The sequence below is a fragment of the Phreatobacter sp. genome, assembly GCF_016793595.1.
In the GTDB taxonomy this organism is placed as follows: domain Bacteria; phylum Pseudomonadota; class Alphaproteobacteria; order Rhizobiales; family Phreatobacteraceae; genus Phreatobacter.
Genome location: NZ_JAEULY010000021.1, coordinates 1 through 26508, shown reverse-complemented (window position 1 = coordinate 26508; position 26508 = coordinate 1). Strand labels below are relative to the sequence as shown.

Sequence of the window (26508 nt, the reverse complement as noted above, 5' to 3'; positions counted from 1 at the left end):
ATGCAGTCCTGCCGCTGCCTGGCTCGCGCCGAGTTGCGTTATGAATCGGTGCAAATCCGCCAGAGGCCCTCATGACCCGCTCCACCGCCATTGCCGCCGCGCACCGGATGTTCGACGACGGCAGCCTGAAGGCGATCTTCGCCCGGCGCATCGCGATCCCCACGGAGAGCCAGAACCCGGCCCGCGCGCCGGACCTTGCCCGCTACCTCGCCGAGGAGATGCAGCCTTCGCTGGAGGCGCTCGGCTTCACCTGCCGCACGCTGACCCATCCGAAAGCGAAGGGGCCGTTCCTGCTGGCCGAGCGGATCGAGGACCCGGCGCTGGTCACGGTGCTCGGCTACGGCCATGGCGACGTCGTCGCCGGCATGGAGGGGCAATGGCAGGAAGGCCGCGACCCCTGGACGCTCGATGATACCGGCGAGCGCTGGTATGGCCGTGGCGTGGTCGACAACAAGGGCCAGCACGCCATCAATATCGAGGCGCTGCGGGCGGTCATCGCGACGCGCGGCAAACTCGGCTTCAACATCCGCTACCTGATCGAGATGGGCGAGGAGGTCGGGTCGGCCGGCCTGCACGATCTCGCGCGCGAGCACGGGCACCTGTTCAAGGCCGATATCCTGATCGGCTCGGACGGACCGCGCCTCACCGCCGACCGGCCGACGCTCTGTCTCGGCTCGCGCGGCGGCTACCGCATCGACTTTGCGATCAACGCCCGCGAGGGCGGCCATCATTCCGGCAACTGGGGCGGGCTCCTGTCGAACCCGGCGGTGCGTCTCGCCCATGCGCTGGCGACCATCATCAGCTCGACCGGACAGGTGCTGGTTCATGAACTGCTGCCGGCGTCGCTACCGGATTCGGTGCGTCGGGCGCTCGCCGACATCGAACCCGCCAGCATTCCCGGCGGACCGCAGATCGAGCCCTGGTGGGGCGAGATCGGCTTCACGCCGGCCGAGAAGGTCTATGGCTGGAACACGTTCGAGATTCTCGCCTTCGGCGCGGGCGATATCGGCAATCCGCAGAACGCCGTGCCGCCCTCGGCCAAGGCCACCTGCCAGATCCGCACCGTGGTCGGCTCCGACCCCGACGGCTTCATCCCGGCGATCCGGCGGCACCTCGCGCGCCACGGCTTCTCCGACGTCGAGGTGACGAGCGGCCGCGACGCGTCGTTCAAGGCGACGCGCACGGACCCCGACCATCCCTGGGTGCAGTGGGCGGCGAGTTCCATCGCGCTCACCACCAACAAGAAGCCGGCGGTGATCCCGAATGCCGGCGGATCGCTGCCGAACGACGTTTTCGCGGAAATCCTCGGCATGCCGACGATCTGGGTGCCGCACTCCTATCCCGGCTGCTCGCAGCATGCGCCGAACGAGCACGTGCCGAGCGCGCTGGTGCGCGAGGCGATCGGCCTGATGGCCGGGCTCTACTGGGATCTCGGCGAGGGCACGCATCCCAAGGTCGTCAGGTGATCGCGGCCCCGGCAGGCGGTGTCGCCATCGTCGGCGGCGGCATTGTCGGGCTTGCGACGGCGCTTGCCTGCCGGGCGCGCGGGCTCGATGTCACCGTCATCGATCCCGGCGGCATCCGCAATGCGACGAGCTACGGCAATGCCGGCGTCATCTCGCGCGGCTCGCTGTTCCCGGTGGCGGCGCCGGGGCTGCTCAGGAAACTGCCGCGCTATGCGCTGAACCGCGAGAACGCGATCCGGGTCGATTACGGTTCGCTCCTCGCCTTCGCGCCCTGGCTCCTCGCTTTTCTGAGGCGCTGCAACGAGGCGTCGTGGCGGGAGGCTGCCGCCGCGCTCGATCCGCTCTGCGCCGCCGCCTACGACGAGCACTGGCGCATTGCCGACGAGATCGGCGTCCGCGACCTGATCATCCGGCGCGGCTGGATGAAGCTCTACCGCACCGAGGAGGCCTTCGCCGGCACGGTGCTGGAGCGAGAGCTTCTGACGCAGTATCGCGTCGGGTTCGAGGTGATCGACGGCGCCGAACTGCCGCAGTTCGAACCGGCGTTGAAGCGGCGCTTCGCCAAGGCGATCTGGCACACGGAGACGGGCTCGGTGCTCGATCCCGGCGGGTTGGTGCAAGCCTACGAGAGCGCCGCGCGCGGCCGGGGCATCGCCTTCGTGTCCGCCAGGGCAGCGAATGTCGTCGAGGACGGCGACGGCGCGAAAGTGCTGCTCGAGGGCGGCGGCGAGATCAGGGCCGCGACCGTGGTGGTCGCGACGGGCGCCGCCTCGCACGACCTGACGCGCGCCATGGGCTATCGCCTGCCGCTGGCGGCCGAGCGCGGCTACCACCGCCACTTCGCGGATGCCGGCGAGCACAGGCTGTCGCGGCCGATCTACGACACCGGCGGCAGCTACATCGTCTCGCCGATGAATGCGGGGCTGCGGGTGCTGTCGGGCGTGGAGCTGGCGCGCCGCGATGCGCCGCCGAATCTCGCGCAGATCGACGCGGTGGAAGCGGAAGCGCGCGAGACGCTGGCGGTCGGCGACGCCGTCGAACCGGGCCCGTGGCACGGATCGCGGCCCTCGACGCCGGACGGCCTGCCGGTGATCGGCCGCGCGCCGCGCCATCCGCATGTCGTCCTCGCCTTCGGCCACGGTCATATCGGCCTGTCGACCGGGCCGATCACCGGCAAGGTGGTGGCGGAGATCATCGCGGGCGAGGCGACGTCGATCCCGACGGCGCCGTTCGCGGCGGAGCGCTTCGGCGGCTGACCGCTGTTGCGGCAAAGCCGCGCACGGCCACCTGCTGCTTGCCCCACCGGTCTCGGCTCGCGTAAGAAACGGCGGCTGTTCACATCGCAGGCGTCGCACTTTGCCTTCGTAATCGCCGGTCTCTCCGTCTCACCAGATTTCGCAAGGTGGCGCCTCGCGTCGCCTGAATGAATTGCGTTCGTCTGCGTGGCGGTCCGAGGCCGGCTTGGTGAGCTTGCCAATGTCGAACGCCGCGCGCTTCGACCGGACCGCTTCGATCATCGCCTCGCCGCACGCGCCCCAGGCGCCTTCGCATCCCGCCATGACGACGGACTTCCCACCGGGAAGTACCCACCGACATGTCGCGACGGCTCATCGTCCAATGGACCATCAAACCCTTGTCCACGCCTCAGCCATGGCGGAACTGCAGCCAGTGCCGGACGCAGCGGCCATTCCGGTGCAGCGGAAAATTCAGGCTTAATGCCAATGGCAGGCGGCTCGATGCCTGGCTCATCTATCGATGCGTGGCCTGCGAGGGCACCTGGAACCGGACGATCTTCGAGCGACGGCCGGCAGGCGATATCGACCCGGCCATGATGGCGGCTCTTCAGGACAACAACGCTGCGCTCGCCGAGCGCATCGCCTGTGATGTCGCGACCCTTCGGATGGACTCGCGGAGGATCGATCAGGCGGCTGATTTCGGCGTGAGCCGCCTTGTCGTTGGCGACGAGCCCGCGTGTGTTCCCGCGCTGGAGATCGGCGTGCTGGCGCCCCACCCCGTTCCGGTGCGCCTCGACCGGCTGCTGGCGGGAGAACTCGGCCTGTCGCGCAGCGCGCTCGCGAGGTTCGCCCAAAGCGGACAGCTCGCGCCCACGGACGGGCTTCGCAAGTCCGTCAGGGATGGGATGATCCTGCGGGTAGAGCCGGCGGAGGGCGACATGCTGCGCCGGGTCGCGGCACGTGCGGCGGGCGGCGATACTGGCCCGCCGCCTGCCTGAGCCGCCGCTTGATCAGGCGATGGCTTGACTACGCCACCGCTTCCCTGGACTTCTCGGCGCGCTTGCGGTCGTTCGGGTCGAGATGGGTCTTGCGGACGCGGATCGACTTCGGCGTCACCTCGACCAGCTCGTCGTCCTGGATCCAGGCCAGCGCCTTTTCCAGCGTCATGCGGATCGGCGGGGTGAGGCGGACGGCCTCGTCCTTCGACGTCGTGCGGATATTGGTGAGCTTCTTGCCCTTCAGCACGTTCACTTCGAGGTCGTTGTCGCGGTTGTGGATGCCGATGATCATGCCGCGATAGATGCGGACGCCCGGGTCGATGATCATCGGGCCGCGATCCTCGAGGTTCCACATGGCATAGGCCACGGCCTCGCCGATGTCGTTGGAGATCAGCACGCCGTTGACGCGGCCGGGGATCTCGCCCTTGTAGGGCTCGTAGGCCTTGAACAGGCGGTTCATGATCGCGGTGCCGCGCGTGTCGGTCAAAAGCTCCGACTGGTAGCCGATCAGGCCGCGGGTCGGGGCGTGGAAGACGAGCCGCAGGCGGTTGCCGCCCGAGGGCTTCATCTCGACCATCTCGGCGCGGCGCTCGCTCATCTTCTGGACGACGACGCCGGAATGCTCCTCGTCCACGTCGATCAGTACTTCCTCGATCGGCTCGAGCGTCTCGCCGTTCTCGCCCTTCTGGAAAACGACGCGCGGACGCGAGACGGCGAGTTCAAAGCCTTCGCGGCGCATGGTCTCGATGAGGATGGCGAGCTGCAGTTCGCCGCGACCGGAAACGAAGAACGTATCCTTGTCGGGGCTCTCCTCGATCTTCAGCGTGACGTTGCCCTCGGCCTCCTTGAACAGGCGGTCGCGGATCATGCGGCTGGTGACCTTGTCGCCCTCGGTGCCGGCCAGCGGACTGTCGTTGACGATGAAGCCCATCATGACGGTCGGCGGATCGATCGGCTGGGCCTGGATCGGGGTCTCCACGACGGGATCGCAGAAGGTGTCGGCGACCGAGCCCTTGGACAGGCCGGCGATCGCAACGATGTCGCCGGCGACGCCCTCGTCGATCGGCTGGCGCTCGATGCCGCGGAAGGCGAGGATCTTGGAGACGCGGCCGGTCTCGACGACGGTGCCGTCGCGCGAGAGCACCTTCACCGCCTGGTTCGGCTTGACGGTGCCGGAGGCGATGCGGCCGGTGATCATGCGGCCGAGGAAGGGGTTGGCCTCCAGCAGCGTGCCGAGCATGCGGAACGGCTGCGGGTCGACCTTCGGCGCCGGCACGTGACGCAGGACGAGGTCGAACAGGGGCGCGAGGCCCTGGTCGATCGGGCCTTCCGGCTTCTCGGCCATCCAGCCCTCGCGGCCGGACCCGTAGAGGATCGGGAAGTCGAGCTGCTCGTCGGTGGCGTCGAGGGCGGCGAACAGGTCGAAGACCTCGTTGATGACCTCGATGTGGCGGGCGTCGGGGCGGTCGATCTTGTTGATGGCGACGATCGGCTTCAGGCCGATCTTCAGCGCCTTGCCGACCACGAACTTGGTCTGCGGCATCGGGCCCTCGGCGGCATCGACCAGCACGATGGCGCCGTCCACCATGGACAGGATGCGCTCCACCTCGCCGCCGAAATCGGCGTGGCCGGGCGTGTCGACGATGTTGATGCGCGTGTCCTTCCAGACGACCGAGGTCGCCTTGGCGAGGATGGTGATGCCGCGCTCCTTCTCGAGGTCGTTGGAATCCATGACGCGCTCGGCGACGCGCTGGTTCTCGCGGAACGAGCCCGATTGCTGGAGGAGCTTGTCGACGAGCGTGGTCTTGCCGTGGTCGACGTGGGCAATAATGGCGATGTTTCGCATGCTCATGGGGGTGCGTCCGGTCGGCAAATACAAAAAGCGGGTCCCGGTTGGAAACGCGGACCCGCATGAAATTGTGTTGCGGTGCATCTATAGGACCGAGCCGCCGAGCGCAACGGAAAGCGCGCAACTGGCACGACGGCGCGATTTTGCCGTGACAGTCTCGCAATCTGCGAGGGGTCTTGCAGAACGCAAGAGCCATTCCGGGAGGGGTGGCAGGGACTCGTCGGAACCCGACCCTGCATCTTGTGGCAATATCCCGAACGGGTACCAGATATTGGTTCGCTGCGGTGCTGATGGCGGTGGCATCGGCCGTGCACTGGTGATCGCGAACCGGCGTCAGGTATCTTGCGTTGCCGGCTCACTGGCTCGGACGGGAGGGGACCGCAATCTGCGACCCCTTGAGCGCGGTCTCCTCCCCTCCACTCCGGGCGCTCCCCTGACCAAACGTAAATTGCCCTTGAGTGACCTCCGTCGCCTGTGGCAATCTGTCACGACTAGAACCGTTCAATTGTCCGGTGACGGCAGCGGTCAGGTGGGAGGCGTGAGTGGCTGACATCGACAACGACCTTGCGGGCGCAGGCGGCGACGCGCCGGCCCGGGATCCCCTCGACCGGCGCCTGTTCATGTTCAAGACGCTGCTCGGCGCCGCCGTGGTGACGACCGCCGCCACGGTGACGACATCCACGCCGGCCGAAGCGCAGCGCCTGCGCGTTACCGACAGCGACCCCTACGACCGCGAGGGACGCGGCCGGGGCCGCTACGTGCGCCGGCGCGGCACGGACAACGACCCCTATGACGCCGAGGGCCGTGGCCGCGTTCGAACCTACCGGCGGCGCGTGCGCGTCACCGACAACGACCCGCGCGATCCGCGCGGCGGCGGACGCGGCTGGTAGCCGAAACCTCATTTCCCGGGGAATGCCATGACGCTTGCGGCGGATGCCTTCGCGCTCGCCTTTGGAGCGCTGTCCGCCGATCAGGCCTTCGCACTGCGCGAGGACGGCCGGGCGCGGCACTTCAAGGGCGAGGATCCCGCGCGGTTCGGCCGGCTTCTGTCGATCGCCGACCTCGACGCCTTCCTGCGCACCGATGGCGCGCAGGTGCCGCGCGTCAGCCTCGCTGATAGCGGCCGCAACGGCAGCGCCGGGGTTCCGGACGACGAGTTCACCTATTCCGACGGCAAGGTCGATCCCTCGCGCCTGTTCCCGCTGTTCGACGGCGGCGCGACGCTGGTTGTCTCGCAGTTCCACGAGCTCCACCGCCCGCTGGCCGATTTCTGCCGGGGGCTGGAGAAGCTGTTCCTGCATGCCGTTCAGGCCAATATCTACCTGACCCCGCCGGGCGCGCAGGGGTTCAGGACCCATTTCGACACCCACGACGTGCTGGTGCTGCAGGTGTCGGGAGCCAAGCGCTGGCGCGTGTGGGACGATGCCATCGTGCCGAATGCGACGCGCCAGACGCGTTGGGACGCCAAGCTGCACCGGCACGATCCGGCGGGCGGCAAGGAAGTCATCCTGAATGCCGGCGACGTGCTCTACGTGCCACGCGGCGTTCTGCATGACGCCTCGGTGCAGGAGGGTGGCGAGCCCTCGCTACACGCGACCATCGGTCTTCTGGAGCCGAGCTGGGCTGACGCCCTGCGCGCGGCCATCGACCAGATGGAGGCGCGCGACGCCGGCCTGAGGCGGTCGTTCCGCACCTGGCGCATCGGCGACGAGACCGTGCGGGCCGGGCTGGTCCAGGCCGCGCGGGACAGGCTTTCGGCCATCGCGAGCGAGGAGGCCATGGACCTCGTCGCCATGCAGTTCCTGCAGCAACTCGCCTCGGACCGCATGCCCATGGCCGCGCGCGGCCTCGTGACGCCCGCGCCGGGGCCGGAGGATATGCTCGTGCTGGCCGATGCGGTGCACCACCACGTCGTGCCGGTCGGCGATGGCGCGGAACTGCGCTGGGCCGGCGAGGCGGAGCGCCTGACCTCGGTCGAGCTCGGCTGGCTGGAACGGCTGAGCGAGGGCGCGACGCCGTCATCGCTGGGCGGGGAGGCCGCGCTCGCCTTCTGCCGCCGGCTGGCCAAGGTCGGCCTGCTCGAATTCCGTTAGGGAAGTTCGCGGCGAGCGCAAGCTCCCCTGCCGCATTGCTCGGCCGCGTGGCGCCCCCGCCGCCGAGGGTTGCGGATCGCTGCGCGCAAAGTCATTGTCGCGGTTGCGTTCCCGCGCCCTTGCTGGGGCGGACCGGACTTGCGCCCCATTGCGGCGCGCCCGCTGCATGACAATCGTGACAGGCGGGCAGGTTGCGCGGAAACGCCTTGTCGCCCGTCGAGCCGGCGCGCGACGATGTAATGCCTGTGCCCCCGTAACGGCCTGACCGTGCTTCGCTGCCGCTGGGTCTCGCCGGAGACCATGGAGATCATCCCATGAGCCGACCCACTGGCCGGGTTCTCGCCGTCGCTGTCGTCCTGGCCGCAGGAGCTGCGGCAGGATGGTGGTTTGCCGGCGGGCAGCCGTCGCCTGCCGCCGCGCAACCGGCAGGCGCACCGCCGCCGGAAGTGACGGTGGTCGAGGTGAAGGCGGCCGATACGCCGCTGCCGCTGCAATATGCCGGCAGGGTGGCGGGTTTCCGCGTGGTGGAGGTGCGCGCCCAGGTCGGCGGCATCCTGCTCAAGCGGGAATTCACCGAAGGCGCTGCGGTCAAGGTCGGCGACGTGCTGTTCCGCATCGATCCGCGCCCTTATGAGGCGACGCTCGCCCGCGCCAATGCGCAGGTGGCGCAGGCGCAGGCGGCCCTGAGGCTGGCGGAGGAGAATTTCGGCCGCGCCGAGCAGCTCAACCAGCGCGGCATCGCGACGCCGCGGCAGCTGGACGACGCCACCGCCGCGCGCGACCAGGCCCGCGCGACGCTTCAGGCGGCCGAGGCCGACCTGTCCACCGCCAAGCTCAATCTCGAATATACCGTGATCAAGGCATCGGTCGCAGGGCCGACAGCGATCGGTGTGCCGCCGGAGGGCACGCTGATCCAGGCCCAGCAGACCTTGCTGACCACCATCACCCAGCTCGACCCGGCTTATGTGAACTATTCGGCCACGGAGCGGGAGCTGCGTGAATTCCAGGAGATGGACCGCCAACGGGACAAACCACTCGACTGGGAGACCATCGGTGTGCAGATCCAGTTCGGCGACGGCACGGTCTATTCCCGCATCGGAAAACCCGATGCCTACTCGCGCACCGTCGACCCGCGCACCGGCACGATCCAGATCCGCGCGATCTTCCCCAATCCCGAGGGCGGCCTGCTGCCCGGACAGTTCGTGCGCATCAACCTGCAGGGCGTGACCATGCCGAAGGCGGTGGTGATCCCCAAGCGCGCGATCAATCAGGGGCCGCAGGGACCCTTCGTCTATGTCGTCGACGCCCAGTCGAACGCGCAGGTGCGACCCGTCCGGCTCGACCGCGAGCTGAACGATGTCTGGATCATCCGCGAGGGACTTGCCGACGGCGACAGGGTGATCGTCGACGGCGTCATCCGCGTCCGGCCGAACGGCCCCGTCCGGCCGGTGCCGGCACAGCCGCGGCCGCAGGCATCGACGAGCGGAGCCCGGCCGTGATCTCCAGGTTCTTCATCGACCGGCCGGTCTTCGCGACCGTCCTCTCCATTGTCATCGTGCTCGCAGGACTTCTGTCCATGCGTGCGCTGCCGATTGCGCAATATCCCGAGATCGTGCCGCCGGAAGTCGTCATTTCGGCGAACTATCCAGGCGCGACGGCCGAGACCATCGCAGCCACGGTGGCGGCGCCGCTGGAACAGCAGATCAACGGCGTCGAACGCATGCTCTACATGCGCTCGACCTCGTCGGGCGCCGGCTCGATGAGCCTGACCGTGACCTTCCAGATCGGCACCAACCCCGACCAGGCGGCGATCAATGTCAACAACCGCGTACAGCGCGCGCAGCCGCTCTTGCCTTCCGAGGTGACGCGTCAGGGCGTGACTGTCCAGAAGCGCTCGTCGTCGATCCTGCAGGTTATCACGCTGTCGTCGCCGGGTGCGCGCTACGACCCGATCTTCATGTCCAACTACGCGCTCATCAACATTCTCGACGAGCTCCGGCGCGTGCCGGGCGTCGGTGATGCGCAGTTGTTCGGCGCCTCGGACTATTCGATGCGTGTCTGGCTGCGGCCGGACAAGGTGGCGCAGTACAACCTGACGCCCAGCGACATCGCCTCGGCCATCCGCGAGCAGAACTCGCAATATGCCGCCGGCCGCTTCTCCGAAGAGCCGATGCAGCAGTTCCAGGACTTCACCTATTCGGCGACGACGCCGGGGCGGCTGGTCGATCCCGCCCAGTTCGAGAACATCATCATACGCTCCGACGAGAACGGTGGCGCGCTGCGACTGAAGGATGTCGCGCGGGTCGAGCTCGGCGCGCTGACCTACGGCTTCACCGGCACGTTCAACGGCGCGCCCGCCGTGCCGCTCGGCATCTTCCTCCAGCCGGGGGCCAACGCCCTGCAGGTCGCGGAATCCGTGAGGTCGACGATGGACGCCGTCGCGCGGCGCTTTCCCGAAGGCATGCGCTACGACATCCCGTTCAACACGACGCGCTTCGTCGAGGTGTCGATCCAGGAGGTCATCAAGACCTTCATCGAGGCGATCCTGCTCGTCACGCTGGTCGTGTTCATCTTCCTGCAGAGCCTGCGCGCGACGCTGATCCCCGTCATCGCCGTGCCCGTGTCGCTGATCGGCACTTTCGCCGGCATGTATCTGCTCGGATTTTCCATCAACCTCCTGACCCTGTTCGGCATGGTGCTGGCGATCGGCATCGTGGTCGACGACGCCATCATCGTGCTCGAAAATGTCGAGCGCATCATGACACAGGAGAAGAAGCCGCCGCGAGAGGCAGCGATCAAGGCCATGGAGGAGGTGTCCGGGCCGGTCGTCGCCATCGTGCTGACTCTCTGCGCGGTGTTCATCCCGGTGTCGTTCCTCGGCGGTCTCGCCGGCGAGCTCTACCGGCAGTTCGCGGTGACGATCTCCATTTCGGTGGTGATCTCCGGCATCGTCGCGCTAACTCTGACGCCGGCGCTCTGCGCGCTGATCCTGAAGCCCGGCCATCACGAGCCGGCGCTGCCGTTCCGCTGGTTCAACCGCGGCTTCGAATGGGTGACGCTGCGCTATACCGGCAGCGTGTCGTTCTTCCTCAAGCGCGCCTTCCTCGGCATCGCGGTGTTCATCTGCCTTCTCGGCAGCCTGTATGTGCTGTTCCAGCGCGTGCCGGCGTCGCTGGTTCCCAACGAGGACCAGGGCTACGTCTTCCTCGTCACGGTGCTGCCGCCGGCGGCGTCCGTCGCGCGCACTCGCGACGTCACCAGCGTCGCGAGCGCCGAGGCCGCGCGCAATCCGGCCGTCGCCCATGTGGTGACCTTCGCCGGCTTCGACCTTCTGTCGGGCGGCCAGAGGACCAATGCCGGCATCTCGTTCCTGACGCTCAAGGACTGGTCGGAGCGCCGCGCGCCCTCCCAGGATGCGCGCAACCTCGCGCCGCAACTGGGCGCGATCAACGCCAAGTTCCGCGACGGCGTGGTCATCGGCTTCAACCCGCCGCCTATCCAGGGCATGAGCACCACGGGCGGCTTCGAGCTCTACCTTCAGGATCGCACCGGCGGCTCGCTCGCCAACCTCGCGGAGGCCGCGAACCGCGTCGTGCAGGCGGCCAGCCAGCGGCGCGAGCTTGCCGGCGTGCAGAATCTGTTCTCGACCTCGGTGCCGCAGTACCGGATCGACGTCGACATCGACAAGGCGAAGTCCATCGGCATCCCGATCTCGACCATTTTCGAGACGATGCAGTCGTCGTTCGGCAGTCTCTACGTCAACGATTTCGCACTGTTCGGCCGCACCTATCGCGTCAGCCTGTCGTCGGAAGCCGATTTCCGCATGACGCCGGACGACCTCCGGCACGTCTTCGTCCGCTCGTCGACCAGCTCCATGGTGCCGCTCAACGAGCTGGTGACCGTGACGCGCGTCATCGGGCCGGATCAGGTCGACCGCTTCAACATCTTCCCCTCCGCCAAGATCATGGGACAGCCGGCTCCGGGCTTCTCCTCGGGGCAGGCGATCGCCGCGATGCAGGAGGTCGTCGCGGCGACCCTGCCGTCGGAATATACGATCGGCTGGACCGGCTCGGCCTATCAGGAGCTTTCGACGGCCGGCACCGGCTATCAGGGCTTCCTGTTCGGCATCATCATGGTGTTCCTGATCCTTGCCGCCCAGTACGAACGCTGGTCGCTGCCGCTCGCCGTCATCACCGCCGTCCCCTTCGCGGTGTTCGGGGCGCTTCTCGCGGTCTGGCTGCGCGGGCTGGAGAACGACGTCTATTTCCAGATCGGCCTCGTCACGCTGATCGGGCTTTCCGCCAAGAACGCCATCCTCATCGTCGAATTCGCCTCGCAGCGATACCAGCAGGGGCTGGATGCCTACGAGGCGGCGATGGACGCGGCGAAGCTGCGCTTCCGGCCGATCATCATGACCTCGCTCGCCTTCATCCTCGGCGTGCTGCCGCTGGCGCGCTCGACCGGCGCGGGCTCGGCGAGCCGGCATTCGATCGGAACCGGCGTGATCGGCGGCATGCTGGCGGCGACCGCCATCGCCATCATCTTCATCCCGCTGTTCTTCAAGCTGGTGACGCCGCGCCGCAAAGCCGCGACCGAAGAGGCCAAGGCTGTGGAGACGCCGGCCGAGTGAGGGCGGCTTAAGCCGTCATTAAGGTCCTCGGCGCATAGAACGGGCAGAACCTTCCGTTGGGTCATGTCTCCCTTGCGTTCCGTGTCCGGCCTGCCGCGTCCAACAGCCACCACGATCGTCGTCGCCGACGATCAGGCCTTCTCGCGCCGGCTGATCAGGTCGTCGCTGAGCGGCCTCGGCAAGGTGATCGAGTGCCGGACAGGCTACGAGGCGCTGGAAATGGTCGAGCGGCAGCGGCCGAACCTTCTGATCGTCGGCTCGCGACTGGTCGGCCTCGACGGCGCGGAAGTGACGCAACTGCTCCGCCGCTCATCGAACGGTGTCCAGTTCACGCCAGTCATCCTCGTCAGCGGACGCACCACGCAATCCTCGGTGCTCGGCGCGGTGACGGCCGGCGTCCATGAATATGTGGCGCGGCCGTTCAGCATGAAGACGCTGCGATCCCGCGCGGAGGCCGTGCTGAGCCGGCCGCGTCCCTTCGTGCGCACGCACCTGTTCTTCGGCCCGGTGCCGCGCGCCAGCCGGGTCAGGGGCGAGGTCCTCGGCCTTAAGGGCGAGAGCGCACTGGCGCGGATGATCTGCGGGGTGCGGCTGGAGCGCGCCGACGCCGAGACATGCCCTCTCGGGTCTGGATGCATCTGCCGCGGCTACGTGGCGGCGGCGGTGATGGAGCCCGCCCGGATCGAGATCTGACCCGCTTCAGGCGACCTGGTGCTCGACGTTGCCACGGCGCCCGGCCAACCAGGATTCAAGCTCTCCGGCCCGCATCGCGGGGGCGAACAGATAGCCCTGGAGCACGTGGCAGCGCAGGCCCTGCAGGAAGCGGCGCTGCGCCTCGGTCTCGACGCCCTCGGCAACCACCGTCAGTCCCAGGCTGCGTCCGATGCGCACCACCGCCGAGGCGACGGCGCGGGCGTTCTTGTCGGTGCCGAGATCGCGCATGAAGCTGCGGTCGAGCTTGATCTCCTCGATCGGCAAAGTGGAGATCGAGGCGAGGCTGGAATAGCCCGTGCCGAAATCGTCGAGCGACAGGCGCACGCCGAGACCCGCGACCTGTTCGATGGTGGCGGCGGTCGACGGGCAATCGTCCATCATGATGCCTTCCGTGATCTCCACGGTCAGCACGCCGGCCGGCAGGCCGACGTTAGACGTCGCCTCGACGATGAGCTCGGGCAGGCGGCGGTTGCGGAAATGCAGCGGCGACAGATTGACGGAGACGGTGGGGATTTCGAGGCCGCGGCGGCGCCACTCCGCCATCTGGCGGCAGGCTTCGCGCAGCGCCCATTCGCCGATCGCCTCGATCAGCCCGCATTCCTCGGCGACGGCGATGAAGCGCGCCGGCGACACGTCGCCGAAGGCCGGATGCCGCCAGCGGGCCAGGGCCTCGACGCCGTGGATCGCGCCGCTGTCTGCTTCGACCTGCGGCTGGTAGTGCAGCTCCAGCAGACCGAGCGCGAGCGATTCGCTGAGAGCGGCGCCCATCAGCAGGCGTTCCTGCGCGATCCGGTTCATCTCCGGCGAGAAGAAGCGATGCGTGCCCCGCCCGGCGTTCTTGGCCTCGTACATCGCGGTGTCGGCGTGTTTGAGCAGCGCCTCGCGATCGCCACCGTCCTCGGGGAACAGGCTGATGCCGATGCTCGCCGAGACCGGCAGGGCCATGGTGTCGATCTCGATCGGCTGAGCAAGCGCTGCCAGGATGCGGTCGGCTACCGCCGAGGCATGGGTCGCCTCGCAATCGTCGAGGATGATCACGAACTCGTCGCCGCCGAGCCGGCTGACGATGTCTCCGGCGCGCAGCTGCTTCTGCAGCCGCCGGGCGATCTCGACGAGCAGCGCGTCGCCGGCCGAGTGCCCGAGCGTGTCGTTGACGTCCTTGAAATGGTCGACGTCGAGGAAGAGCACCGCCATCCGCCGGTTCTCGTTGGCCGCGCGCGCGATGCACTCGTCGATCTCGCCGCCGAGCCGGGTGCGGTTCGGCAGGCCGGTCAGCGTGTCGAAATAGGCGAGCTGCGCGATATGGGCCTTCTCCTCGTGGCGCTCGATGGCCAGGGCGCAGAGATGGACGCAGGCCTCCACGAGGCGCTCGTGCCAGGCGCTCGGCCCCCGCTTCTCGCGAAAATAGAAGGCGAAGGTGCCGGCGACGCGGCCGTCCTTCAGCTTGATCGGCGTCGACCAGCAGGCGGCGAGGCCGAGCGGCAGGGCGAGTTCCTTGTAGGGCGTCCAGAGGGGATCGGTGGCGATGTCCTCGACCACGACGGGCTCGCCGCGCCAGGCGGCGGTGCCGCAGGAGCCGGTTTGCGGTCCGACGATCAGCGAGCAGGCCGCGTCACCGGCCGACGCCTTGGTGCCGCAGGAGCCGGTTTGCGGTCCGACGATCAGGCCTTCCAGCGCCTGCGAGTAGTGCTCAGGCAGGCTCGGCGAGGCGAGGGGGTGAATGATGCCGTCGCGGTCGACGCGCAGCACCGAGCACATGACGCCCGGCGCGATGGCCTCGACCTGCTGGCAGATCAGCGTCGCGATCTCGGGGAGGGTCTGGTCCTTGGCGACCGCTTCCAGAACGGTCTGCTGCAGGACCTGCGTCTGCCGCGTCTCGGTGACGTTGGCGATCACCGAGACGGCGTGGCGGAACACGCCGCCCGCGTCGAACACGGGATTGACGGTGACGGAAATCCAGATCTCGCGGCCATCCTTGCCGTAGCTGATCGTCTCCAGCGTCATGCCGTGCTGGTTCCGGGCGACCCGGTTCAGCTGCCTCACCACTTCGCGATCGCTATGGCGACCGGCGAGCAGGGCCACCGGCATGCGGCCCATCACCTCGTCGCGCTGATAACCGAAGAGCTGCGTGAAGGCCGCATTGCAATAGACGATCTTCTGGCGCTCGTCGGTGATGATCACCGCCCGGTCGGTCTCGTTGGCGACCAGCGACAGGAGGTAGAGATCCTCACGCCGCCGGACATCGTCGGTCATGTCCTTGACGAAGGCCGCATAGTGGATCTCGCCGTCGGCTCTGATGCGCGACAGCGACAGCGAGCCGACGCGCCTGGTGCCGTCCGGGCGGTGTATCGGCACCTCGACGATCGTCCCGACCAGCTTGTCGGAAGCGCCGCCGCGATTGGCGTTGACGTAGCCGTCATGGTGCGGCCGGACCGCCTCGGGCACCAGCATGCGGACGTTCTGGCCGAGGACCTCGTTCCGGTCGCGGCCCCACAGTCGCTCGGCGGCGGCGTTGAAGAAGGAGACCTCGTTGCGCCCGTCGATGATCACCACGGCGTCGATCGACTGCTCGAGCGCCGCGATCAGGACGCCATCGACCTGGCGACCTGTCCGGTCATGGCTGACTGAATGCTCGTCCTGCATCAGCGACCTTCCCCGCGACAATCGACGGTTGCGAACGGCACCATGGCACCGCAGTCGTAAATATTTTCGACAACTCAGCTCGACCCGCGCGCCCCTGGCGGCGGGATGGCGGCGGGGCCTGCAATTGCGCCAGACACGCGGGAGAATTCGTCCCGGTTTCGGGGGCGACCGTTCCCTCGCGCGCCGCGCTCTCGCAATACCCGGTACGGCGGGCGCTTCACCATAGGCGCAGCATTTGCTTGCCCGGCGCGGCGGCTGCCCCTACCTCTCGGCCTGCTGCCGCCCGCGTGCGGGTTCAGGACCCATTGTCGTGCCGACCGATCGAACGCTGCCGCAAGCCTTCGCCGTTCCGCCGCTGGCCGGCCTGGACGGGCTGCTGCGCGCGCTGCGCTCGGTGCTGTTCGTGGCGATCTGGTGCCTCGTCTGGATCGGACTCGAAGCTTTCGGCAACCTGTCCAGCAACGATCTGCTCGCGCTGACCAGCGGCAACGATTTCTGGACCTACGTGTTGTTCGGCCTTGCGGCAGCCCTCGTCGCGGCCGGCGCCTATGCCCGCCGGCGGGCGTTCTGGACGGTCTTCCTCGATCCCGTGCTGATCGTCCTTCTCGGCTATATCGCGCTCAACGTTCTCGTCTCCGTCGACTTCTCCGCCTCGCTCCGGCGGTTCGTCCTGTCATGCGCCGTGCTGGTGGTCGCAGCCCTCGTCTGCCTGCTGCCGCGCGACCGGGACGATTTCGCCAGGCTGATCGTGGGCACCGCCCTGTTCGTGGTCGTCCTGTCCTATGCCGGCGTGCTGCTCGTTCCGGAGCTGACGGTTCACCAGGCGACCGATCTGGTCGAGCAGCGGCTCGCCGGCGACTGGCGCGGCGTGTTCGGCCACAAGAACATTGCCGGCGGCGTGTTCTCGTCGATGGTGTTCATCGGCATTTTCGGAATGCGCGCGGGATTGCCGGTCGCGGGTGGGCTGCTCGCCATTCTCTCGCTGGCCTTCGTGGTCATGACCGGCGCGAAGAGCTCGATCATCATCATTGCGGGGGTGTTGCTGCTCAGCGGACTCGCCAGCGGCATCCGTTCGGCCTTCCTGCGCGCGGTCATCGTCTATTCGCCGCTTGTTGGCCTGCTCACCATCGGCGTCGGCTCCGTGCTCAGCCCGGCGGTCAGCGCCTTCGTGGCGGCCCTGCCGGTCGATGCCTCGTTCACCGGCCGCGCCGATGTCTGGGCCTTCGCGCTGGAGAAATTCGCGGAGCGGCCGTGGACCGGCTTCGGTTTCCAGTCGTTCTGGACGCTGGAGAGCACGCGGTTCGGCGTCGAGGACAGCGAGCAATGGGCGGGCAGCGCCGCCAACGGCCACAACAGCTTCCTTGATACCGCGCTGAACCTCGGCCTGATCGGCCTCGTCCTCACCGTCGCCTATGTGGTGATCCAGCCGTTTCGCGACGACGGGCAGGCGCGGCGCATCGGCGCCGATCCGGCGACGCGCACGCTCTGGCTGCAGCTCTGGATGTTCGGCATCTATCTCGGCTGCATGGAGAGTTTCTTCTTCCTGCGCGCCGATCCGATCTGGTTCACGCTGCTTGTGGCGATCACCGGCATGCGCCTGTCGGCCCGCTTGCCGATGAGCCCCGCGCCGCCATGATGGCGGCCCATGCGCCGTGAGCGGCGTCGGGGAACGGATTCAAGGGAGCGGTTCATGACGGCGAGCGAAGCCATGCCGACGGTCGGCCTCGGATTCCGATGGGAGGATACTCCCGTCGGCTTCCGCTTCAGGACCATCGGCCGCACGGTGACGGACGCCGACATCACCGCCTTCGTCGGGGTGACAGGCATGGTCGAGGTGCTGTTCACCAATCTCGACTATCTTGAGAAGGAATCGCTGTTCGCGGGCAAGCGTCTGGCGCCGGGCGCGCTGGTCTATTGCTTCGCCGAGGGGCTGCTCATGCAGTCGGCAGTGCAGGGCGTCGGCCTGTCCTTCCTCGGCATGGACCTGAAGGTGGAGGCGCCGACCTTTGCCGGCGACACGATCCACGTCGAATGCGAAGTGGTGGAATCGCGTGCCACCAGCAAGCCCGGACGGGGCATGGTGAAGACCGCCAACCGCATCGTGAACCAGCGTGGCGAGACGGTGATGATCTATTCGCCGGCGCGGCTGGTCAAGGGGCGGGACTATCAGCGGGGATAGGGTCGCGAGAGATCGCGCCTGCATCCGGCGGTTTGCGGCCTGACGACGCGCGCTTTGTCTTGACCGCTGCCGGGGGACGCCCTAAAAGGCGCGCTCGCGGGCGGGGCTGTAGCTCAGATGGGAGAGCGCTGCAATCGCACTGCAGAGGTCGGGGGTTCGAATCCCCCTAGCTCCACCAGCCCGCACTGCCTGAGCCCGGTCCATTGACCGGGCTTTTATTTTGTCGCGCGACCTCCGCGACTTAGCCCGACGAACGGCAGATCAGGCGTCTGCGCACGAACAGAGTGTGCGTATTCTGTGGCCTGCGATACGCGCCATTCTCCGTGCGCGATTGGCCGTTTCCGAGATAGCGCCGCGCCAATTGCAGGAGACGGTTTCGACCGCCGGTGCAGAGCGGTTGGAACAACGCGTCGATAGTCGCCCTACCACGCCCTCGCGGCTCGATGCTGAACGCGCCGTTAGTTCTTGAGAGGCTCAGGCGGACGGCAGACCGACTAGCCGAAGCTGCTCTCCCCATGCAGCCGGCAGGTCGCGCGCCAAATCCGACGCCGTGATCCCGGCTGGCCAGCGATCCTGCATCGCTGCTTCGATGAGGCGGGGGGAGACGAAGGCAAGGTTCAGCATCAACCGCACGCCCCGGACGGACAAGCCATCGCGCTGCGCGATGGCCTTGAGGTCCGGCGATCGCCCACTCAGCAACTCGACCATCCAATTGCGCGAACGAGCGATCGTCGTCAGAAGCCGATCTCGATCCTTCTCGCGCGACGACGAACCTTCGAGACCGCTGGTCGCTGCATCCACGATCGTCTTCGCCGGTCGGCTGAATGCCGGTCGCCAGGGAACGGAGATCGTCTCCATCGCCGCATCGTTCGAGACGCGATCCTGCTGTTGCAGATGATCGGCCCTGAGCACCAGGGCCAGATGGTCGGAGTGGACCTCGACACGTTCGATGGTGGACCTGACACGTAAGTGTCGCTCAGTCGGATCTCTTGGGTTTGCGGATATCCTGGCCACACACTCCGCGATCACCGCATTGTCGATCGCCGGCATCGACACGCGGCTGATGGCGCCCGCCTCGCTCGCCCGATGGTCGAGCAGGGCGCGGGACACGTAGTAGGTGTAGCGGACGCCATCTTTGCGGGAATGGCTCGGCGACATCCTGTTGCCCTTGGAGTCAAACAGCAGCCCTCCGAGCAGCGAACCACCATTCATGGCCCGCTCGCGTTTGGCTCCGCGTCGAGAATCCAGTCGTTGCTGCACCTCGTCGAACGTGGTCCCGTCGACGACCGGCGCGTGCTCGCCTCCATGATGGACGCCGCGATGGACGAGCTCCCCGACATAGACCCGATTGCGGAGGATCGCCTGTAGCGGTCCGATCCCGAACGGGATGCCGCCCACGACCGCGCCGCTCGCGAGCGAACGGACACGCGTTCGGTTACCTCGTCGGTCGAGCTCCTTCTTCAGCGCCCCGATGGAACCCAGTTCAAGATAGAGGTCAAAGATCGCGCGGATCTGTTCAGCTTCAATCTCATCGGGAACCAGCTTCCGGTTTTCCACCCGATACCCAAAGGGCAGGTTGCCACCCATCCAAAGGCCCTTGCGTTTGGATGCCGCGATCTTGTCGCGGATGCGCTCGGCGGTGACTTCCCGCTCGAACTGCGCGAAGGAGAGCAGGACGTTGAGGGTCAATCGCCCCATCGACGAGGTCGTGTTGAACGCCTGCGTCACCGAGACGAAGGATATGCCCCGGGCATCGAAGCGCTCGACGATCTTGGCGAAGTCGGCGAGCGAGCGCGTCAGGCGATCGACCTTGTAGACGACGACGATGTCGATGCGGCCCGCCTCGACATCGGCCATCAGTGCGGCAAGCCCCGGTCGCTCCATCGACCCACCCGAGTAGCCGCCATCATCGTAGTGGGTTGGAACAAGCGACCAGCCTTCATGCCGCTGCGAGGCTATATAGGCCTCGCAGGCTTCACGTTGGGCATGGAGCGAGTTGAAGTCCTGTTCGAGACCTTCCTCGCTCGACTTGCGGGTATAGATCGCGCAGCGCTTCGCACCCGCACCGTGAGGCTTGCTGGTATTGGATCGCGTTGCGGAGCGAGCGTCACGCATGGGCGTCGCTCCCGCTCAAGGTCACGCTGGCGCCAGCATCGACACTGGTGAGTCCTGACGGGCTCGGATCCGTGCCTGTCCGCTTGGGCTTCTTTGGCGGGGGCTTCGCACCGAAGAACACCCAGCCGTTCCAGCTCGTGCCGGTGATGGCCTTGGCGACCGTCGAGAGCGAGGCGTAGGTCGCACCCTGCCAGAGGAAACCGTCGGGAATGACGATCACCTCATGCATGACGCCCTGCCACTCGCGGATCAGCCGCGTGCCCGGCATCAGCCGCCGCCGTGGCTGCGAGGATCGCGCCTCGCTTGCCGTGCTTGCCTTTGACGCCTTGGCGTCCCGTGCGATGGCCTGCAAGCGCTTGGTTGCAGCAAGCGACAATCCACCGAAGGCCTTCTCCTGGATGGCATAGGCGAGCGCTCTGATCAGCAGCTCATAGGCGAGCTCACGGCCGGTATAGCGCAGGTTGACCGGCACCATGACGGCGCCGATCCGCGCGAGCGACAGCCAGACCAGCGGCATTTCCGGGCAGTTCGGCAGCATCACCCCGACGCGCGATCTCTGGCCTATGCCGAAGCGCACCAGCGCTTCCGCGAGCCGGTCGACCTGACGGCGCAGCTCGGCATAGGTGATCGTCTGCCCGGTCTCGAAGAAGTTCCACGCAAGGGTCTGAGGGCATTCGTCCGCCGCCTGGCACAGCAGCGCGTGAATGTTCTGCGGAAACGCGAAAGCCTCCATCTCCTTGTGGCGCTCGGCCACCGTCAGGGCCGCGAGCTTCGCTACATATCGATCCGGCCAAAGCGGCAGGGAGGCTTGCGTCTGCTTATCCATTCGACCCGGTCCAGTCAGCAATGCTCAGGAACATGCCAGAGGTTATGATCCAGAACGGCGCCGGAGCGAGCGGCTGACGGAGCCGGAAGAAAGGCCTTGAGGCATGTTGCATCTGGCACTTGGCACCAGACGCCCAGGATCATCCCGCTCCCGCTCCCCAGCCGCAAATTTCTTTTTCGGCTCATTTCATTCGCTGCTGTTATATGTGGGCTTATCCGTCGCGGGGCCTTCGCATGCGCATCACCCATCGCCAGCTGGAAGCCTATAATCTGTTCATGGAGACGGGCACCGTCACGGCCGCCGCGGAGCGCATGGGCCTGTCTCAACCCGCCATGAGCAAGATTCTCGCGGGCCTCGAGCTCGACCTGGGCCTGAAGCTTTTTCAGCGGCAGCGGAAGCGCCTGCTTCCGACCCACGAAGCGCACCTCCTGCACAAGGAGGTCAAGCGGCTGTTCGAATCGCTGACGGATGTCGAGCGCTTCGCCAAGGATCTCCGGAACCTGCGCTCGGGCGAACTCAGGATCGTGTCGGCGGCCTCGCTCGGGCACACGCTCGTCGCCGATGCCGTTGCCGATTTCGCCGAGGCCCATCCGACCGTCGCGATCTCGCTCAACGTCTCCAGTTCAGTCGGCAACGACGTGCTCGGCCAGAACATCGACGTCGGCTTCTCAGTCACGCATTTCCAGCATCCGGCACTGACGACCTTCCCGCTGTTCCATGCCGAGGCCGTCTGCGTCGTGCACCGGGGTCATGCGCTGGCCGAGCGCGACGTGGTCACGGCGCAGGCTCTGGAGGGCATGGACTTCATCTCGTTCACACGCAACAGCCGCATGCGCCACCTGACCGATGCGGTGTTCGAGCAGCAGCGCATCATGCGGCGCATGAACTGCGAGGTGTTCTCCTCGGTCGAGGCCAACGCGCTCGTCGCGCGCGGCATGGGCGCCGCCATCGTCGAGCCGATGAGCGTGCATCAGGGCTTCTGGCCGAATCTCTGCGCCAAGAGGTTCGAGCCGACGATCGAGTTCACCTACAACGCGATCCTGCCGCGCGCCCGGCAGCGTTCAGCCCTGACCGACACGTTCCTCGACCATCTGCGCGGCCGTATCGCGGCGCTGGCTGCGGGCGACGATCCGCGCGCCGGCCCCAGCCTGAGAATGCGCCTCGCCTGAGGTCGTGCCAGAGGACGGTCTCAGGCAGCGTCTCGCCGCGCGAAGAAGGTCAGCCCGGCGAACCGGTCGAGCAGGAGGACGGCCGCGAAGGTCACGAGCACGCTGATGGTCGATATCGCCGCGAGGACCGGCGAGGCCGAATCCTGCACGAAGGCGAAGATCTGCACGGGCAGGGTCGTGATGTTCGGCCCGATCAGGAACATGGTCACGGTCACCTCGTCGAAGGAGATGATGCCGGCGAACAGGAGCGAGGTCAGGATTCCCGAGCGGCATAGCGGCAGGACCACGTCCTTGAGCGCCTGCCACTCGCTCGCGCCCATGACATTGGCCGCCCTGATCAGGTCGGGATCGATGCTGCGCATCGCGATGTGGATGGGCCGGTAGGAGAACGGCAGGGTGATCACGAGGTGGGCGAGGATGATGCCCGGCGCCGTGCCGAGCAGGCCGAACTGGCCGACCATCGCCACCATCGCGACGCCCATGGCCGCGTGCGGGAAGAACAGCGGCGAGAAGATCGCCAGTTCGAGCGCCGACGCGATCCGCGGCGCATAGCGCACGACGTAGTACGCAGCCATGAAGTTGACCGCCGAGATGATGACCGCGGTGGCGGCGGCGATGCCGAGACTGACCGCGAAGGCCTTGGGCCAGCGCGGATCGGTGAAGGTCTCGACATACCAGCGCAGGCTGTAGGTGTCGGGCGGAAACTGGATGTAGCCGCCGCCGTTGAACGAGGCGCCCGCGACGATGACGATCGGGGCGGGAAGCGACAGGAGCAGGGCGACGCCCAGAAGCCGCATCGTGCTGTTGCGCTGGGTCATGATCAGCTCCGCCCCTTCAGCAGCCGGCGCTCGATCGCCTTGAACAGCAGCAGGGACACGAAGCTCAGTCCCAGCAGGCAGATCGACCAGGTCGCCGCCTTGCTCATGTTGAAGGTGTACATTACCTCCTGGTAGATTTGTGAGCCGACGAAATTATGGGTCATTCCGCCGAGCAGGATCGGCGTCACGATCGCCCCGATGCAGGCGAGATAGATCACCATCAGGGCAGTGAAGGCGCCCGGCAGCGACAGCGGCCAGACGATATGGCGGAAGGTCTGGAACCAGCTTGCGCCGAGCACGCCGGACGCTTCCTCCAGATTGCTCTCGATCTCCAGCAACGAGGCGAGAATGGAGATCACCGCGAAGGGCACGAGCACGTGCGTCAGGCCGATGATGATGCCGAGATCGTTGAACATCAGCTTGACCGGCGCTTCGATGAGCCCGAGCCAGGCGAGGAACTCGTTGATCACCCCGCGCGGCCCCAGGAGCACGATCCAGCCATAGGTACGCACCACGAGGCTCACCAGCCATGGGACCAAGACGACGATCAGCAGAGTGTTGCGCCAGCGGTCGGAGCGCCAGAGCAGCAGCGCGATCGGATAGGAGAGGACGACCGAGAGCACGGCGACGACCAGCGACGACACTACCGTTCGCAGGAAGACAATGTGGTAGTCGGAGCGGTCGACGATCTGCCGGAAGTAGCGCGTCGAGAACTCGCCGTCGTCGTAAAAGCCGTTGCTGAACAGGTGGATGACCGAGCCGAAGAACAACACGAGCAGGATCAGCACCGGCAGGATGAGCAGCACCGCGCCGCGGGGGGCCTTTTCCTGCGCGGTCACGAGCGTTCCCCGAAGGCTTTCGCCATGTCGGCGCCGAGCGGCTCGAAGATTTGAGCGTGGTCGGCACGGAAGCTCACTGTGCAGGCATCTCCGGGCTGGGGCAGATATACGGACGCGTGGGTCATCGCCACCGCCGTGAGGCGCCGCTCGCCGCAGCCGAGCAGCAGGCGCGTCACGCCCGCCACCGCGAACCGGTCGATGACCGTCGCCGGCATCGAGACGGCGCCGGGACCGGCCGCGGCAGAGTTCTGCTGGACCTCGATGACTTCGGGGCGAAGGCAAAGGCTGCAAGGCTTGCCGTCGCCGGGTTCGAATCCGCGTACCGCGGACCGGGGAAGGTCGAGCGTGCCGAGCCCCGTTTCCAGTTGAACCCGCGCGCCCGTGGCTGCGACGACCTTCGCCGGCACCTCGTTGAGATCGCCGATGAACTTGGCGACGAACAGGTTTCCCGGCCTGAGGTAGATGTCGTGCGGTGCGCCGGCCTGCTGGATATTGCCCGCGCTCATGACCACGACCTTGTCAGACATCAGGGTCGCTTCTTCCTGATCGTGCGTGACGAAGACGAAGGTCGTCTTCAGCGCCTTCTGGATGTCCTTCAGGCCGACCTGAAGCTGCTTGCGCAGTTGCAGGTCGAGGGCGGAGAGCGGCTCGTCGAGCAGCAGGATGGACGGTTCGAGAACGAGCGAGCGCGCCAGCGCCACCCGTTGCTTCTGGCCGCCGGAAAGCTGCGAGACTCGGCGGTCGCCGAGGCCTGCGAGATCGACGAGATCGAGGAAGCGCTCGACCTTGATGTCGATCTCCCGCCGGTCGAGACGGCGCAGCTTCAGCCCGTAGGCCACGTTCTCCGCAACCGAGAAATGCGGGAACAAGGCGAGGTTCTGGAACACCATGCCGATCGGCCGCTGCTGGGGCGCAAGGCCGGTCATGTCGCGGCCGTCGATGAGGATCTTGCCCCCATCGGGCTGGATGAAACCGGCGATCAGCCGCAACAGCGTCGTCTTCCCGCACCCCGACGGGCCGAGCAGTGTCAGGAAGCTGCCGGGCTCGATCGTCAGTGAGACATTCGAGAGCACCTCGGCATTACCGTAGCGTTTCGATACTCCGGCAATGTCGATTTGGCCCAGGGCCGATGCATCACGCCCCGGAAGGCGTGCAGGTGCGGGCATGGTCACGGCGATGCTCACGGGTCGAGACTATTCCTGACGGCGATCTGAGGGTTGCGAGGGTTAGCGGCGGGAGGCCGCCACCATCTGCTCGATCTGGTTGATGCGGTCCTCGTGGCTGGTGACGATGACGTTCCAGTCGGGCACGTACATGCGCTCCATCAGTTGGGCGCGGGTCATGCCGACGCTTTCCTCGATCTCTTTCGGCAACGCCGCCTGGTTGTTCGAAGGAATGGAACCGGTATGGGCCGAGAGGCGTGTCTGGGCCTGGGCGTCGATCAGTTCGTTGAGATAGGCGACCGTCTGGGCACGGTTCGCGGACCCCTTCGGTACCATCACAACATAGGGCAGCATCAGCGCACCCTCGCGCGGAATGACCATGTCGATATTCGTCTGCCCTTGCCTGCGCAGGTGCCAGACCCGGGTTGAGTAGAAGGGAACCGCGGCAACCTCGGCACGGGCAAGCAGCGTGTTCATGTGCGCAAGCGACGTGTAGGTTGTCAGAGCATTGCCGATCACCCGGCGCAGCGGCTCGAGGCCCGGCGTGATGTTGCGCGCGTCCCCGCCATTGGCGCGTGCCAGGATCGTCAGATCGTAGGACGAGGCGTAGATCGGTCGCGTCACGGCCAGCTTCCCCTTCCAACGGGGATCGCCCAGATCATTCCAGGACGCGAAATCTGAGGCCTTGGCGAGCGTCGTGTTGAACGCGATGGCATAGTAGGCGAAATGGGTCGATAGTCCGACGATCTTGCCCTGCCGGTTGCGCACGATCAGTTCGGGCGAAATGCTGGTCAGTGCCGGGAATTCGGAATCCTCGAACGTCTCAACGAGATTGGTCCGCGCGAGGCCCACGGCCTCGAAGTAGGTGAGGTCGACGACGCTGTACTGCGATGCGGTCGGCGAGCGCACTGCGCCGGCGGTGTTCGGGACTTCCACGACGCGAGCCGGAATGTTCGTGCGCTGCGTGAACGGGGCCTGCATGTGTTCGCGCAGCGTCAGTGCGCCGCCACCGCCCCAGGTCGCATGAATGACGTCCGCCTGAGCGGCCAATGAACTCGTGGCCACGAGTGCGATCGAACAGAGCAAGCGCTTCATGTGTCCCTCCGTCTGGTCTGGCGCCGCGCGAGACCGCAGCACGGCGACAGTCCGGTGACAGGGCAGGCTTGGCAAATTCAAAGGATGCCGAACTTGATAATCCAATGTTATGATAGGAGTGCTGTGCACAATGGGCCTGGCGAAGTTCGGGATCGACTTGGCGCCGTGACATTCCCTGGATGAATGGGTTTGCGGGTCGTTTTGAATTCTCAGCTGTCGGATGTGCAGTTGGCATTTGCAATGGTGTCGGATGCGGTCCCGGCGGCACGGAAGCTCGAAGACGACACGTGGCACGGGTATTCATCGGTGGCATCTCGACCGAAACCAGCGCCTTCTCTCCGGAGCCGACGGACTGGCCGATTTCTAGTCTTGCGGGGGTGCTTCATGGCGATGAGACTGCCCATGCGCCGAACCACTTCACCGTGCATGTCTGGCGTCCGCGCGCCGCGGCCGATGACCACGAGGTGGTATAGAGACTGATCGCCTTTGCGGAACAGGGCGGCACGCCGACCTACGCGGCCAGGCTCGTCTTGGATGTCTCCGCCGGCATCTATGCGGCCGAGTGCGTCGCGGACTATGCCGATACGGCCAGCGACGAGGAATGGACGACGCTGATGGGCCAGATGGGCCGGGCCGACGATCCGGGTGCGGTCCTGCTGCGCCGCGCACTGGTCTC

General features: G+C 66.8%; 19 protein-coding genes and 1 tRNA gene. 12 read left to right on the top strand and 8 right to left on the bottom strand.

Annotated elements, in window-relative coordinates:
* Positions 1–71: 71 nt before the first annotated feature.
* From JNK84_RS20300 to JNK84_RS20290, 3 genes are all read left to right on the top strand, one after another.
* The gene (locus JNK84_RS20300; RefSeq protein ID WP_293427516.1) at positions 72–1466 is read left to right on the top strand and encodes a M20 family metallopeptidase; all 1395 of its coding nucleotides are present in this window, start codon (positions 72–74) and stop codon (positions 1464–1466) included.
* A complete protein-coding gene (locus JNK84_RS20295) occupies positions 1463–2722 on the top strand; it encodes an NAD(P)/FAD-dependent oxidoreductase (protein ID WP_293427513.1) in 1260 nt (419 codons plus the stop codon). Before JNK84_RS20300 ends, JNK84_RS20295 begins: the two co-directional genes overlap by 4 nt.
* A gap of 338 nt (positions 2723–3060) precedes the next feature.
* Positions 3061–3699: a DUF1062 domain-containing protein gene (locus JNK84_RS20290; protein ID WP_293427511.1), complete on the top strand. Its 639-nt coding sequence runs from the start codon at positions 3061–3063 to the stop codon at positions 3697–3699.
* Positions 3700–3727: 28 nt separating this feature from the next.
* On the opposite strand, the gene typA is transcribed toward JNK84_RS20290, so the two are convergent.
* Positions 3728–5551 (bottom strand): translational GTPase TypA, encoded by a 1824-nt coding sequence (gene typA, locus JNK84_RS20285; protein WP_293427509.1) that lies wholly within the window; start codon positions 5549–5551, stop codon positions 3728–3730.
* Positions 5552–6090: 539 nt separating this feature from the next.
* Between typA and JNK84_RS20280 the strand changes: the two genes are divergently transcribed.
* From JNK84_RS20280 to JNK84_RS20260, 5 genes are all read left to right on the top strand, one after another.
* A complete protein-coding gene (locus JNK84_RS20280) occupies positions 6091–6438 on the top strand; it encodes a hypothetical protein (protein ID WP_293427506.1) in 348 nt (115 codons plus the stop codon).
* Between the two features lie 27 nt (positions 6439–6465).
* Complete coding sequence (locus tag JNK84_RS20275; RefSeq protein ID WP_293427503.1) at positions 6466–7641, top strand: cupin domain-containing protein; 1176 nt, start codon at positions 6466–6468, stop codon at positions 7639–7641.
* 314 nt (positions 7642–7955) lie between these two features.
* Positions 7956–9140: an efflux RND transporter periplasmic adaptor subunit gene (locus JNK84_RS20270; RefSeq protein WP_293427499.1), complete on the top strand. Its 1185-nt coding sequence runs from the start codon at positions 7956–7958 to the stop codon at positions 9138–9140.
* Complete coding sequence (locus JNK84_RS20265) at positions 9140–12271, top strand: efflux RND transporter permease subunit (RefSeq protein WP_293427605.1); 3132 nt, start codon at positions 9140–9142, stop codon at positions 12269–12271. Before JNK84_RS20270 ends, JNK84_RS20265 begins: the two co-directional genes overlap by 1 nt.
* 81 nt (positions 12272–12352) lie before the next feature.
* A complete protein-coding gene (locus JNK84_RS20260) occupies positions 12353–12964 on the top strand; it encodes a response regulator (protein ID WP_293427602.1) in 612 nt (203 codons plus the stop codon).
* 6 nt (positions 12965–12970) lie between these two features.
* On the opposite strand, the gene JNK84_RS20255 is transcribed toward JNK84_RS20260, so the two are convergent.
* Positions 12971–15628: an EAL domain-containing protein gene (locus JNK84_RS20255; protein WP_293427496.1), complete on the bottom strand. Its 2658-nt coding sequence runs from the start codon at positions 15626–15628 to the stop codon at positions 12971–12973.
* Between the two features lie 310 nt (positions 15629–15938).
* On the opposite strand from JNK84_RS20255, the gene JNK84_RS20250 reads away from it, so the two are divergent.
* The 3 genes from JNK84_RS20250 (at position 15939) to JNK84_RS20240 (ending at position 17985) form a co-directional block, all read left to right on the top strand.
* Positions 15939–17264 carry an O-antigen ligase family protein gene (locus JNK84_RS20250; RefSeq protein WP_293427494.1) on the top strand — a complete coding sequence of 442 codons (1326 nt, stop codon included), beginning with the start codon at positions 15939–15941 and terminating at the stop codon, positions 17262–17264.
* A gap of 54 nt (positions 17265–17318) precedes the next feature.
* A complete protein-coding gene (locus tag JNK84_RS20245) occupies positions 17319–17807 on the top strand; it encodes an FAS1-like dehydratase domain-containing protein (RefSeq protein ID WP_293427492.1) in 489 nt (162 codons plus the stop codon).
* Positions 17808–17909: 102 nt separating this feature from the next.
* Positions 17910–17985, top strand: a tRNA-Ala gene (locus tag JNK84_RS20240).
* A gap of 296 nt (positions 17986–18281) precedes the next feature.
* Here JNK84_RS20240 and JNK84_RS20235 read toward each other — a convergent pair.
* Together JNK84_RS20235 and JNK84_RS20230 are read right to left on the bottom strand one after the other, a co-directional pair.
* Positions 18282–19922 carry a recombinase family protein gene (locus JNK84_RS20235; RefSeq protein WP_293427490.1) on the bottom strand — a complete coding sequence of 547 codons (1641 nt, stop codon included), beginning with the start codon at positions 19920–19922 and terminating at the stop codon, positions 18282–18284.
* A complete protein-coding gene (locus tag JNK84_RS20230) occupies positions 19915–20748 on the bottom strand; it encodes a DUF2924 domain-containing protein (RefSeq protein ID WP_293427488.1) in 834 nt (277 codons plus the stop codon). Before JNK84_RS20230 ends, JNK84_RS20235 begins: the two co-directional genes overlap by 8 nt.
* Positions 20749–20981: 233 nt before the next feature.
* Between JNK84_RS20230 and JNK84_RS20225 the strand changes: the two genes are divergently transcribed.
* Positions 20982–21917 (top strand): LysR substrate-binding domain-containing protein, encoded by a 936-nt coding sequence (locus JNK84_RS20225; protein ID WP_293427486.1) that lies wholly within the window; start codon positions 20982–20984, stop codon positions 21915–21917.
* A gap of 20 nt (positions 21918–21937) precedes the next feature.
* On the opposite strand, the gene JNK84_RS20220 is transcribed toward JNK84_RS20225, so the two are convergent.
* From JNK84_RS20220 to JNK84_RS20205, 4 genes are read right to left on the bottom strand one after another with little or no spacing between them, the layout of a single operon-like run.
* Positions 21938–22735: an ABC transporter permease gene (locus tag JNK84_RS20220; protein WP_293427484.1), complete on the bottom strand. Its 798-nt coding sequence runs from the start codon at positions 22733–22735 to the stop codon at positions 21938–21940.
* 2 nt (positions 22736–22737) lie between these two features.
* Positions 22738–23574: an ABC transporter permease gene (locus tag JNK84_RS20215; protein ID WP_293427482.1), complete on the bottom strand. Its 837-nt coding sequence runs from the start codon at positions 23572–23574 to the stop codon at positions 22738–22740.
* On the bottom strand, positions 23571–24758 hold the full coding sequence (locus tag JNK84_RS20210) for an ABC transporter ATP-binding protein (RefSeq protein ID WP_293427479.1): 1188 nt from the start codon (positions 24756–24758) through the stop codon (positions 23571–23573). Before JNK84_RS20210 ends, JNK84_RS20215 begins: the two co-directional genes overlap by 4 nt.
* A 42-nt stretch (positions 24759–24800) precedes the next feature.
* Complete coding sequence (locus JNK84_RS20205) at positions 24801–25907, bottom strand: extracellular solute-binding protein (RefSeq protein ID WP_293427477.1); 1107 nt, start codon at positions 25905–25907, stop codon at positions 24801–24803.
* Positions 25908–26508: the final 601 nt, after the last annotated feature.